A 12,887-nucleotide genomic window follows, 5' to 3' on the forward strand; every position below is an offset into this window, starting at 1 on the left:
TCTCTGATCCCTGAAGGAGGCCCCTTGAAGCTCGTGGCTTAACCCGAACTCACGTCCTCTAAGGGGGGGCGTTGCGTCAGCAACGGGGGGGTTCACCCGCCAAGTCACCCGCCAATCCAGACCTCCACCGCCCCAACACAATCGCTTAACATCAAACGTTTTATACTGATGGTATGACTACTTCTTCCCTCATTCCGCACGGGATGCACCACGTGACCGCCGTGACCGCCAACGCGCCCGCCAACCACGCTTTTTATGTGGGCGTGCTGGGGATGCGGATGGTCAAAAAGACCGTGAACCAAGACGATCCCAGCGCCTACCACCTGTTTTTCGCCGATGGTGCGGGCAATCCCGGCAGCGACCTGACCTTTTTCGAATGGCCCGTGCCGCCCGAAGAACCCGGCAACCGCTCTATTTCCCGAACGAGTTTGCGCGTGCCGGAGGGTAGCCTAACTTGGTGGGGCGATTACTTGGTGGGGCAGGGCATAAGCACCACCCACAGCCAACGTGCAGGCCGTCCCAGCCTCGATTTCACCGACCCCGAAGGCCAACGCCTCAGCCTGATCGAAGGTGGCCCCAGCGGGCAAACGTGGGCCGCTAGTGTGATTCCTGCTGCCCACCAGATTTCCGGCCTCGGCCCCAGCGAACTGACCTTGCCCGCGCTGTTTCCCACCGACCGCGTGCTGACCCGCGTGTACGGCCTGACCGCCGCTGGCACGTATTCTGACCCGGCCAGCGCCGAACATACCGTGCATGTGTACCAGATGGGGGAGGGCGGCCCACACGCTGAACTTCACCTGCGGATTCGGCCCGATTTGGCCCCGGCCCGCCCCGGTGCAGGCGGCGTGCATCACATTGCCCTGCGCGTTCACGATGAGCAATACCACGACTGGAATGCCGAATTGGGCGGCTTGGGCCTCCGCACCAGCGGCGAGGTAGACCGCCATTGGTTCCAGTCCATCTACTACCGCGAACCACAAGGAATATTGATAGAGCTTGCCACCGATGGCCCCGGCTTTGGCGTAGACGAAGACGCCGATAAATTGGGAGAAAAGCTGGTGCTGGCCCCCTTTTTGGAGCCTAAGCGGGCGCAGATCGAAGCTGGATTAAAGCCTGTCGGGTAATTGCGAATAGGACAAGGCCGCCCCGGTTGGAGGCGGCCTTGTTCAAATGCGGTTTAGATCAGATGCAATCGACGACAGGGATTCCTTGTGGTGCGACAAGGCTGTTACTCTTGAGGCCACTCGCGGAGTAGCCAGTCAGAGTGACGAAAGTAGTTCCCTTGTTTGTAGGGTTGACAATGATGGCCTGCGGCTTCAACGATTGGGCCGAGATTGCAGTCTTGTTCAAGCTTAAAGGAGCCATATTGGGGCCGAACATATAGGTAAAGACATCATTGCCAGAGGAGTCAGGGGTAAATTGGCCCGTCGATTCTGCCAGCTTTCCACCCTTCGAACCCTCGAAGCTGACATCAAGTTGTGCAAGTGTGCCTACCCAACTGACGTTCATGACTACAGTCGTGTCGCGGTTGTCACAGATGACGTATTCAGGCTTTGTGCCGCCGTTACCGTCAGGAACATTCCGGTACCAATCAGATGTGTAAGAGTTAAGGGCAGTAATAGTTACTGGGCCACCTACATCAACCGTTACCCCGCAACTTGCCAACGCGGCGCTCAACCCAACCAGTCCCAGCAGCAATTTCTTCATACCCCTACTGTCACGCATCAAGCTGATGTGGACGTGATGTGTTCTTAAGGCGTCTTGAGACTCACGGGGGCGGCGCGGGCCTGTGAGCAATCCTGACTTTCGCGCGCCTATCGGTGAACAAGCCGTCATTTTCAAGCCCTTTAGCCTTTGCTCATGCACCACATCCGGGAAAGCCGCGCTACACTTGCTCCTAAGCATGGCTTCCGTTGATCCTCAAGTTGTTTTCGTCGTCTCGCGGGATCGCACCCGTGCGTCACTTCTTGCTCCCGTATTGCCTTCTGCCGAGGTGATTTATGTGCCCGATGCAGAAACGCTGCTGCGTGAAGCGCATGTGAGGCCGCCGCAAGTGGCCCTGCTGTACACCGATACGCCGGGTGTGCCGTTGGCGCAGGTGCTTCCGCTGCTGCGGCAACGGGCAGAACTGGCAGGTACGCACTGGCTGGCGGTAGGCACGCAAGGGTTGGGGGCGCTGCTGGCTGCCGGAGCCGACGCCCTCATCAGCGACACCACGCCTGTAGAAGCCGTTGCCACACAGGTAAAAACAATGTTGGGGCGGGCGCAGCAGCACGCCGATATTCAGGAGCGGGTGGCGCAGTTGCAGCGCCGCATGGATACGTGGGAACACGAAGAACGGATTCGTGACCAATTGGTGCATATGCTGGTGCACGACCTGAAAAACCCGATTGCCGCCGTGATGGGCCTGCTAGAAGTCGTGGAGGACGATTCCCGTGTGCCCGACGACTCCCGCGACCTGATTAAAGTGGCCCGCGACGAAACCCAGCATTTGCTTCACTTGGCCGTGAATATGCTGGATGTCCGCAAGATTCAGGCCGGAAAGATGAACCTGCGCCGGGAACTGATGTTCAGCCCGATGTTTGCAGAAGTGATAGACCTCGCACGCGGCGACGTGGGCAGTGGTCTGCGTGACCGCCATGTGCGGGTAGAAGTCGAACCCGGCCTGAGCCCGGCCAGCGCCGACCCCGAAATTTTGCGCCGCGTGATGGCTAACCTGATCAGCAACGCCATGAAGCACACGACCACAGGCGGCGTCATTACCCTGATCGTGCGGCAGGGCAAAGAAGACGTGCAATTCTTGATCCGCGACGATGGCGAGGGCATTCCCGCCGAAGACCTCCCCAACCTGTTCGCCGCCTTCGAGCAAAGCCGCCTGACGCTACACGGGCGCTTCGATACTGGCATGGGGCTGGCTTTTTGCAAACTGGCCATCGAGGAACACAGCGGCACGATTATGGTGGAGTCCGAACGGGGCAAGGGCGCTACCTTTACCTTCACGCTGCCGTTGGCCCAAGACGGCGACGACGAGGATTTCGCGGAACTGTTGAATTAGGGCTGCGGGGCGTGGGTTGTGGAAAAGGCGGGGCGCAGATTCATACGGACTCCGCTTAATTCCGCCACAATCGGGAAAGCACCGCTTGCGGCTCCATATCGCGTATCCCGTAGTTTTTCTTACTCGCTCCGCTCGGATTGAATCCAGAAAGGAGCAGGATTCAATCGGAATCCGTATCACCCTAGTTTTTACCTTCTCCACACGCTTCTTCCTGTTCCTGCTTGCGGCGCGTTAGGCTGGCCTCCTTACCCCAAGGAGACAGCATTTATGACCCAAGTTGAAGCCATGACCGGAGAAACACCACAGTCCTTCCGTGCCCTGCGGATGGTGAAAGATGAGGCGGGCATTCGGGCCGAGGTTCAGACCCTCCCGCTGTCAGCCTTGCCAGACGGTGACACGTTGGTGCAGGTGCACTATTCCAGCCTGAACTACAAGGACGGGCTGGCGGTGTCGGGCAAACCCGGCGTGCTGCGCGGCTATCCCATGACACCGGGTATCGACCTTGCCGGAACCGTCATTTCCTGTGAATCGGGCCAGTGGCAACTGGGCGACGCCGTAGTGCTGACGGGCTGGGGCATAGGCGAGCGCACCGACGGCGGCTATGCCGAGCTGGCGCGGGTGCGTTCCGAATGGCTGGTGCCGCTGCCGCCCGGAACGACGCCGCAGTGGGCCATGAGCGTAGGCACGGCGGGCTTCACGGCCATGCTGGCGGTCATGGCGCTCGAAGATCACGGTGTCACGCCGGATGGGGGAGAGGTGCTGGTGACGGGCGCGGCGGGCGGCGTGGGTAGTACGGCTGTGGCACTCTTGGCCGCCGCAGGCTTTACCGTGACCGCCAGCACAGGCCGCCCCGCAGAGGCCGACTATTTGCGCGGTTTGGGGGCCACCACTGTCATTGGGCGCGAAGACCTGCCCGCCCTTAAGCGCCCGCTGGAAAAGGAACGCTGGGGGGGCGTCATAGACAGCGTGGGGGGCGCGACTTTGGCCGGAGCCATCGCCTCTACCCGAACGCACGGCGCGGTGGCGGCCTGTGGGTTGGCGGGCGGCAGCGACCTTCCTACCAGTGTCTTTCCCTTCATTTTGCGCGGCGTCACACTGGCCGGAATAGATTCGGTCACTTGCCCTATGCCGCGCCGCCGCGCCGCGTGGGAACGCTTGGCCCGCGACTTGCCCGCCGCAACATTGCAAGACGTGACCCAGATTCACCCCCTCGCAGACGCGCCCGCACTGGCCCAGCAGATTCTGGCTGGACAGGTGCGCGGGCGGGTGGTGATTGAGGTGGGCTGAGCGGGGGGGAAGTCTAAGGGTCTAAGGAAGGGCAAGGGTAATCGCTGACGCTCACTCACCCCCTCCCCGGCCCTCCCCCCTCAAGGGTGAGGGAGCAAACAGCCCCAGAGTGTTGCACTTGCCCTTAGCCCTCGCCCCTTGCCGGACTTGCAGAGGGGCGCTTGAGTTGCGGCGGGGTGAGAGGGCAAGTCAGCAAAGCCCCCGCCCCAACACCTTAGACCTTTAGACCCTCCCGCCGACCCTCAGTTCCCCACCGTAAGCGTCCCCACATCGCTGCTGGGCGTGCTGGGGCTAAGGCTGACGCTGCGTTCCTGTTTCGTCTCACCCACTTCCCCGAAAATACCGTTGCTGTTGGTGTCCCGGCCTGCCACCATCCGGAATGTGCCGTTGGGCAAGAAGGCGGTAAAGCGCCCCAAGCTGTCGAGTGCGGGCTGATAGGTTGTGCCCGCCGAATCTTGCAGGCGCAGGCCCACGCCGCTGCTGGTGGCTGGGGCGTTCAGGGCGGCGGCAGCGTTGATCATGCCGAAGCCGAATTGCGTGTCACGTCCTGCTGCGCCTAAGTCTGTGGCGGTGGCGTTCAGGCGGGCCAAAGTATTGGCGGGGGTGCTGGTCACGCCTTTGCTGAGCAGCAGGGCGGCCAGAGCGGCCACTTGCGGCGCGGCCTGACTGGTGCCCGATTCGGCCATATACGTGGGCTGATTTCGGCCATAATCCCAGCCCGTAGAAAAGATCATGTCGGGAAAGGGGGAGCCATTCAGCGTGCCGCCATTGAAGGACGTAGGCGTATTGGGGTCGGTGCCGCCGGGTGCGCTGAGCTGTACAGCGGCATACGTGCTGCTGTAAGAGGCGTGAATGGGCACACTGCTTCCAGAAAGAGCCACGCTGCCCACTGCGACGGCAGCCGAACAAGCGGCGGGATAGGTAGGCACGGTGGTTCCGCTGTTCCCGGCGGCAGCGAAGACCAACGCCCCAGCGGTGCGGGCTTCGGCAATGGCGTCGCACATGGGCGCGGCGGTGGCGGCGCTGATCTCTCCGCCCAGACTCAGATTGATGACCTGTGCGGGGTGGGGAGTGGTGGTGATCGTAGGCACACTCAGTCCCGCCGCGTAGCGCACCGACAAGATGACATCGGCCAGCGTAATGTCTCCGTTGGCGTCGATGGCCCGGATCGGCAGCACCTTGATGGGCGCGAGGTAAGACGCCCCGACTACGCCGCTGGTGCTGCACTCGGCACATCCCACAGGCGCAATAGCGCCCCAGCGGGCGGCAATAATTCCGGTCACATGGGTGCCGTGACTGTCGACGGCCCGCGCCCGCACCCGGTCAGGGGTGGTGGGGTCGGTGGGATCGTTGTCTATGCCGTCTCCGTCGCCATTGTTGGAGTCGCTCAGCACATCCAGCGCCCCTTCGCCCGACTGCCACAGTTGCCCCGCCAAGTCCGGATGATCGAACCGCACGCCGGAATCGATGACCGCTACCGTAATGGGCCGGGTGTAGCCGCCGCCCTCCATGTCGCGCCACACGGCCCCGTAGCCCACCAGCGGATAGGCCCACTGGAGGCCCGCGTATTGGTCGGTGGGAATCACGGGTGTGCTGGCTTGTTGGAGCAACACGGCGTTGGGCACGGCATATTCCACATTCGGATCGGCCTGCAACGCGGCGAGGGCAGGGGCGACTTCCTTAGTGTTCAGCAGCACGTCACGCCCGCCCAAATCTCGGCGCTGGCTGGGCGCTATGCCTAAGTTGGTCAGCACTTCCGCAGAGCGTTGCAAGCTTTGAAGCTGAGCCGTAGAAAGCTGCGAGCCGAGCGCCTGAGCGTTCAGGGTTTTGCTGTTTAGCACCGCGTTGTGAGCGGCAGTGGCCCGGTACTTCACCACCACGCCCCGCGCCTGTATACCCCGCGCCTGCGATTCTGCTGAACTGTCCTGCGTCTGCGTGCCTAGCTGGGCATCGGCTCCACTCACGTTCAGACTCTGTGCCGCAGCGCCGTCTACCACGCGTCCGGTCAAGGTGTAATTGTCTGCCGTCACCGTCCATGTCGCGGTGCCACTGGCTGTTCCTGACACCCAGCTGAGTACCACGTCGCCGCTGAGAGTACGGAGGTTGGCCGCTGCCGTCGCCACTTTCACGCGGTCTGCGGTGAGGGTCAGAGTCACGTCGCCGCTGCCCGCCGTCACGGACACGGCCAGCCAATCGGGAACGTTCTTGACATTCCAGTTGCCGCTGAAGCTCTGCTTAGCCGTGCCGGACAGCGCCGTGCCGAGGTTGACCGTCTGGTTGGCGAGGCTGGTGGGTGCGGGAGTAGGCACGACGGGCGGTGCTGGGGGAACCACCACGACGGGCGGCACTTCTACAACGGGCGGCACCTCCACTATTGGCGGCGGCGGCACCACAGGCGGATCTACCGTGCAGGCCATCAGCGACAGGGTCAGCAAGGCCACCAAAGGCAAACGCAGAGGCAAAGAGCGGTTCATTGCCCCTAGATTCGCACATCAGCGTTACGCCAGCCTGACAAAATGCAGCCCGGTGCAATACAGCTCGGCAAACTACAGCTCCCCAGTAGCGCCCAAGCTGCTCCAACCCCCGAATCCGCACGGACAAGCGGGCGCTCCAGCGTGCATCATGGGCGGCGTGCCCAGTGGACGAGTTCATAATTTGATCAACATCGCCGTATTTTCTGTCGTGGCAGGCGGCGTCCTGCTTGCTTCCAACCAAAACATCGTTACCGTTGTGCCCACGCAGGCGCTGTATTTCACGCTGGCCTACGTCGCCGGAACCTTCCTGCTGTCGCCCGATCTGGATTTGGCCGAAGGACATGTGAACAGCAAGCGCTATTGGGGCGTGCTGGGCTTTTTGTGGGCACCCTACGGCATGATCTTCAGCCACCGGGGGCTGTCTCATACGTGGATTCTGGGGCCGCTGACCCGGCTGGCCTACCTCGGCATCATGGTGGGCATCGTGTTCGGCTTGCTGTCGCTGGTCTTTCCCGGTGTGCGCGTGCCCGCCCTCCCACAGTCGTTCAGCTTCGCGGCCATTTGGCCTGCGCTTTTGCCGTTGCTGCTGGGCTATTACCTCAGCCAGTGGCTTCACCTGATCGCCGATGGTGTGCGCCCCGATCACGGGATGCGGCACGGCATGAGGAAGATTCGCAAGCGGTTTTAGGGTGTTGTTGGGACAGTCGAAGTGGGGTGAAGGGCGTCTAAGAGTCGAGGGTCTACGGGCCTGAGAACTGCCTTCGGGGAGATTTCCCCCCTCCCCTTACGGCAACACTCCTTGCAGTCCGGCGTTGGCAAAGCGGTCTAGCGTGGCGGCCAACTGGCCTATCTCGGCGTGGCTCAGGCGGGTGTTGACTGCGTTGGTTGCCATGCCCTGCAACAACTGAGTGATGCAGGCCAGCAAAAACGGCTGTCTGGACGTTCCCACTGGGGGTGGAAAATGAGTTTCCAAGCGGCGTTCCAGTTCAGTTAATACCGCTTGCCGCCGCGCCGCGAAGACTGGGCCGCCGCCACTTTGCAGCAGGGTCAGCAGGGCGCGTTCGTTCACCAGCAGCAAAAACAGGTTACCGAAAGGCCGGGTGCTGCTGTTACTGGCCCGTAAATTGTCTAAAAAAGGGGCCAAGCGCGTTTCAAATTCGGCCAGTCGTGCATCCAGCAGCGCCGTCAGAATGGCTTCGGTAGACGTGAAATAGGCGTAGATGGTGGGGCGCGACACCCCCAGATGGCTCGCCAGATCGCCCATAGACACGGCCTCGAAACCGCGAGTGGTAAAGAGCAGTTCACCGCCGTCGAGAATCTGTTGGCGGCGATCTGCACTCGGCAAGCGGCGGCGGGGATCGGGCGGAGCAGAGGAAGGGGAAGCAGGGGAGGGCCGAGGCTTGGGCATAACTACAACCTACCACTTTGCTGACAGATTGTCACTTGACAGATTGACAGTTAAGGCTCATGCTTTGGCTATTGACAGGTTGTCACCTGACGCTGCCTATGTCCCTTTGTCTCCCCCACTTTGCGAGGTTTCCCCATGACTGAACCCTTTGCTCCCGAACCGCCAATCCCTATGCCTGCCCGCTCGCGCGGCTTCCTCGCAGACTTCCGCGCCCTCACGCCTACCGAGCGGGGGCTGTGGCGAATGCCGCTGATGTGGGCGGCAGCGCTGGCGATTCTGGTGATCCCGGTGGTGTACGTGGCGCTGTATTTGGGCAGTGTGTGGGATCCGTATGGCAACTTGCCGCAGTTGCCTGTGGCCCTCGTGAACACCGATACCGGAGCCACCACACGCGGCGAACAGGTGAATTTGGGGCGCGATCTGGTGATCAAGTTGCGTGAAGACCCGCCCGTCAAATTCGTGTCTTTTCCCAATGAGGCGGCGGCTCAGGCAGCGGTGCGGCGCGGCGAGGTCTATTTTGCCCTGACCATTCCGGCCAACTTTTCGGCGCAGGCAGTCACGGGCGACAGCCGCTCTCACGGTCTGCTGCACCTCTACAGCGCCCCCGGCCTCAGCTACTTTGCCAGTCGGGTGGGCGCCAATCTGACCGAGCGCCTGACCACCGACCTGAATTCCGAACTGGGCAGCCGCCGCTGGGAAGTGGTGCAGGCTAGCCTCAGTGACGTACAGCAGGGCTTCCGCGACCTGAAAGCTGCCACCGGAAAACTGCGTGACGGCGCGAGCACGCTGGCAGAAGGCACGGCCAAACTGAACACCGGGGCCGCCGATCTGTCGGCAGGTGCGGGCAAACTGGCCGATGGAAGCACCAAACTGGCCGCCGGAGCAACCGATTTGTCGGGCGGCGTCGGGACGCTCACGGGCGGCGTGGGAAAATTGTCGGGCGGCCTGAAGCAGCTAGAGGCAGCGGCCCCCGGAGAGGCCCAACTTGCACCCTTGCAAACGGGGGCTAAGGCGTTGGCAAGCAGCGTCACTGAACTCTCCAGCGGTCTGAACACCTTGCAGGACGGCGCGAATCAGGTGGCTGCCGGAGCCTCGCGCTTACAGGCGGGCAGTAAACAGGCCAACGCCGGAGCAGGCCAGTTGGCCGCCCAGTTGCCGGGCCTCGCCAGCGGCCTCACCACGTTGCAGGGCGGGGCGGGCAAGGTGGCGGGCGGCGCGGGCCAACTCGCGGCGGGAGCAGCAGGAACGCCTCTGGCCTCCGGGGCGGCGGGCTTGCAGACCGGGGTTGCACAACTGGGAACAGGATTGACACAGGCCCAAGCGGGCGCACAGAAAGCCGCCACCGGAGCCGCTGCACTCGCCAAAGGCACGGCGGCAGTGGCTCAGGGCGCGGGCAGCCTGAGCGTAGGTGCGGGGCAAGTCTCGGCGGGCCTGACCAAAGCGGCGGGCGGCGCGGGCCAACTGGCTACTGGGGCCAGCAAGCTTCAGGGCGGCGTGGATACGGTGGTAGCAGGCAACCTGAAACTCAAAGCCGTACTCGGCACGGCCACCGCCAGCCTGCCCAAACAGGCCGATTTAGACACCCTCAAAAGCGGCGCGTCTACGTTGGCCGCCCGCAGCGATGACTTGGCAACGGGGGCAGCGACTCTCGTTACAGGGGCACAAAAACTTGCCAGTGGCGCGGCCCGCGTTCAGGACGGCTCCGAGCAATTGCGCGACGGCCTGACTACCCTGTACGCCAAGATTCCCGATCAGACTGAACAATTGGGCGGCGACCCGGCGGGCCTGTCTCAAAGCGTACAAACCGTGACCCGTGAATTCGCGCCTGTGGGCAGTAACGGCGCAGCCTTCGCTCCCTACTTCATGGCGCTGGCCCTCTGGGTGGGCTGCACGCTGACCACCTTCATCTTCCCCTACCTCCTTATTCCAGAAAGCGCTCGCACCTCTTCTCAGGCCGCCCGCGTGCTGCGAAAACTGGCTGTGCCTGCCGTGCTGGTGCTGGGGCAAGCTGCATTGGTGCTGCTGGGCGTCGACCTGTTGGGCGTCAAGTTCCAGAATCCCGGTCTGGTGATCCTGACCACGTTGGCGGCCAGCCTCACCTTCGTGGTGCTGATCTTGGCCCTGAATTTGCTACTGGGCGCAGCAGGGCGCTTGCTGGCGTTGGTGCTGCTGGTGCTGCAACTCGCGGCGTCGGGCGGCAGCTATCCGGTAGAACTCAGCCCCGGCGTGTTTCAAGCCATTCACAGCTTTATTCCCGTCACCGACGTAATCAATGCCCTGCGCTACGCCATGTTCGGCGCGTATGAAGGCCAGTACGCCACGTTCATGCTCCGAATGGGCCTCATTGCGGTGGTGAGCCTCATGGTTGCCCTGCTCAGCCGCCGCCGTTGGCAGTATGCTCCAGACCGTTTGTTCCGTTCGCCTCTCATTACCGACGTAGGCTGAACAAGTTCAAACAAGCGCGTTCCAGCGGAGTAGGCTGGAACGCGATTTCTGTGTAAATCTCTTTAGAACAATGGTTCGGACAGTTTTAGGCAGCTTTGAGGCCGAAATCCAGCGGCCTGGAGGGAAGCGAATCTAATTCCTCAAAGCGAGCTTCGAGACCCAGATTGGACAAAATGACTTGGGCCAGCAGGGCGTTATACGCCCTGCGCTTCATGTCCTCCAGACTAAACACGAGGCCCTGTCCCCCTCCAGCAGCTTGCAAAGCTTCCAGGCGCGCCAAGTTCAAAGCCAGCATGACCATGTTCCAGTGGGCTTCGATGCCCTGTTGTGACCGAACTTGGACATCCTGGCTGCCAAGGAACTGCTTCTCGTCCCGAAAGACCAGTTCGATCTCAAAACGGCTCTGGTACAGGGCCACGACTTCATGGGCTGGCATGGTCACGGCGGTGCTGAACAGCACCGCATACCCAGTCACTGTCTCCGTGGGATCCAACTGCTGAATGACGACCACACGCAGTTTCCGTTTCCAGTGGCATCCCCAGACGACTTGGGTCAGGAGCCGTTGGGTGGGCGTCTCACAGACCACCTCAAATCGCCTCAGATCGTGGAAGTCGACCTTCCCGTCAAACGTTTTCTTTCGTCCTTGACGCTTGACGTGTTCACCGGCGTACAGGTACTTGAGATTGGCATTCCGTGGGAGTTTTGAGACTAACGGGAAACCGTGACCTGTCACGGTTTCCACAACGGAGATGTTGGCATAGTCGCCATCGGCGACGATGGCCGCGAGCTCGATCTGAGGATGGGCTCGAAGATCCAGCAGGACCTCCTCCAATTGATCGGTGATCTGTTCCATCCGTCCAGGTGCTTCAGGATCCGTGCGGGTTTGACGGGCATGAATGGGAAAGATTTGCCGGTGTTGGACTTCAATCAGTGCACAACAGGAGTGCTCAATGCCTCGTTCTACGCGTGTTGCACACCCATTCCAGAATGAGCCGAGGTTGGCGGTCTTCTTCCCAGACTTCCGGTGGAAGGAAGCATCAATGGCCAGGATGCAGAGCGGACTGATCAGTCCGCTCTGCATCGCGGTGGTCACCGCGGCCATCTGGAGCGACCACCAGGGCACAGCGCCCTCATCGTCTCGGTGCAACCAGCGCCGAATGGTGCGGTCCGAGCAGGACGCGTAGCGGGAAAGATTCAAAGCATTCAGCCGTCCCGGAACCGCCAGGAAAACGCTCAGGACGACGGCGAGAAAATTCCGCTGCGTCTTACGCAGCTCAACTGCCTGCAGGACGTGCTGTAAGATGCCGACCAGACCCACTGGAAATTGCGTATTCACAGACCCATTTTCGGTGGGTCGTCCCCACGCACCTCAAAAACTGTCCGAACCATTGTCTAAGAGGGGTTGGGAGGCTGGTTTTCTTGTGTTCGGAGGGTGGATTGTTGCGCTCATCATGTCGTTGCAGGCGAAAACACCATCAGGAGAATGATCAATCCACAAATAATTCGTGCTGGAGAGCGCTAACGCTCTCCAACACGACGGACGACATATTCAGTTAGAAAACGACAGTTTCACCAGAATTTGACAAGATTGTCCGTTGCCATTTGATTTGTCCACTGGCGTGCGATGAACATGGACTCAAGCGGGTGTGGACAAATAGGGTTTGGCTTGCCTGCGCCATATACATTGTCCACTTCCATTTCTCTTCATGAGGACGGGTATGCGCGCACCATACGTCTGCATAGGGTGTTCTCAGGGGCAGAGCGCGACTACTTTAACTTGCAAATGCCGAGTTGGAAGTTTTCCAGGGTGAGCAAGCTGGAGTACACCTTTTGTATCAAAGGATTCAGATGGATACAGAAGGACGAATGTTTTGCTCTCTTCTGTGTTCAGCTCGCGTTGAAATGCCAGTTCAGCATGAACCGGGCACGGACCTGCATCCGGCGTTCCAGCGCGTCAATAAATCGTGGAGCAAGCCAACGGCCAAGGAGTTCGCGATTGACCCCTTCATGAATGTCCACACCACGGCCGAAATATTCGCGAGAAGAGCCGTAATAGCCGTTGGCATCAAGAAAAGCGTTTTTTGCCTCTTCGTTGTTATGGGCGTTGAGAACCAGCACGGCCACTGTGACGCCTTCGCCGGTCGCGAAATAGTCCATAGACACCGTGAAGGGTTGCAATGGACGTATGAGGATGGGTTCCGTCATTAGGGCCTCCTGT

The 12,887-nt window shown here is 61.1% G+C and carries 10 protein-coding genes; 5 read left to right on the forward strand and 5 right to left on the reverse strand.

The window, feature by feature from the left end:
* Positions 1 to 173: 173 nt before the first annotated feature.
* Complete coding sequence (locus tag E7T06_RS09295) at positions 174 to 1,124, forward strand: ring-cleaving dioxygenase (RefSeq protein ID WP_168733453.1); 951 nt, start codon at positions 174 to 176, stop codon at positions 1,122 to 1,124.
* Positions 1,125 to 1,182: 58 nt separating this feature from the next.
* On the opposite strand, the gene E7T06_RS09300 is transcribed toward E7T06_RS09295, so the two are convergent.
* Positions 1,183 to 1,707, reverse strand: coding sequence for a hypothetical protein (locus E7T06_RS09300; RefSeq protein ID WP_136365561.1), 525 nt, complete (start codon positions 1,705 to 1,707; stop codon positions 1,183 to 1,185).
* Positions 1,708 to 1,903: 196 nt separating this feature from the next.
* On the opposite strand from E7T06_RS09300, the gene E7T06_RS09305 reads away from it, so the two are divergent.
* Entirely contained in the window at positions 1,904 to 3,055 is a 1,152-nt protein-coding gene (locus tag E7T06_RS09305) for an ATP-binding protein (protein WP_168733454.1), read from the forward strand.
* 285 nt (positions 3,056 to 3,340) lie between these two features.
* On the forward strand, positions 3,341 to 4,342 hold the full coding sequence (locus tag E7T06_RS09310) for an MDR family oxidoreductase (RefSeq protein WP_136365612.1): 1,002 nt from the start codon (positions 3,341 to 3,343) through the stop codon (positions 4,340 to 4,342).
* 242 nt (positions 4,343 to 4,584) lie between these two features.
* On the opposite strand, the gene E7T06_RS09315 is transcribed toward E7T06_RS09310, so the two are convergent.
* Positions 4,585 to 6,816 (reverse strand): S8 family serine peptidase, encoded by a 2,232-nt coding sequence (locus E7T06_RS09315; protein ID WP_240740936.1) that lies wholly within the window; start codon positions 6,814 to 6,816, stop codon positions 4,585 to 4,587.
* 52 nt (positions 6,817 to 6,868) lie between these two features.
* Between E7T06_RS09315 and E7T06_RS09320 the strand changes: the two genes are divergently transcribed.
* Positions 6,869 to 7,504, forward strand: a complete 636-nt coding sequence (locus E7T06_RS09320; RefSeq protein ID WP_240740937.1) for a metal-binding protein — start codon at positions 6,869 to 6,871, stop codon at positions 7,502 to 7,504.
* 96 nt (positions 7,505 to 7,600) lie between these two features.
* Here E7T06_RS09320 and E7T06_RS09325 read toward each other — a convergent pair whose 3' ends face one another.
* Positions 7,601 to 8,224, reverse strand: a complete 624-nt coding sequence (locus tag E7T06_RS09325) for a TetR/AcrR family transcriptional regulator (RefSeq protein ID WP_136365562.1) — start codon at positions 8,222 to 8,224, stop codon at positions 7,601 to 7,603.
* 135 nt (positions 8,225 to 8,359) lie between these two features.
* On the opposite strand from E7T06_RS09325, the gene E7T06_RS09330 reads away from it, so the two are divergent.
* Positions 8,360 to 10,669: a YhgE/Pip domain-containing protein gene (locus E7T06_RS09330; RefSeq protein ID WP_136365563.1), complete on the forward strand. Its 2,310-nt coding sequence runs from the start codon at positions 8,360 to 8,362 to the stop codon at positions 10,667 to 10,669.
* A gap of 85 nt (positions 10,670 to 10,754) precedes the next feature.
* On the opposite strand, the gene E7T06_RS09335 is transcribed toward E7T06_RS09330, so the two are convergent.
* Positions 10,755 to 11,987, reverse strand: coding sequence for a transposase (locus E7T06_RS09335; protein WP_168733461.1), 1,233 nt, complete (start codon positions 11,985 to 11,987; stop codon positions 10,755 to 10,757).
* 569 nt (positions 11,988 to 12,556) lie between these two features.
* Positions 12,557 to 12,874, reverse strand: a complete 318-nt coding sequence (locus tag E7T06_RS09340) for a hypothetical protein (RefSeq protein ID WP_136365565.1) — start codon at positions 12,872 to 12,874, stop codon at positions 12,557 to 12,559.
* Positions 12,875 to 12,887: the final 13 nt, after the last annotated feature.

This window comes from Deinococcus sp. Arct2-2 (assembly GCF_004801315.1).
GTDB lineage: Bacteria > Deinococcota > Deinococci > Deinococcales > Deinococcaceae > Deinococcus.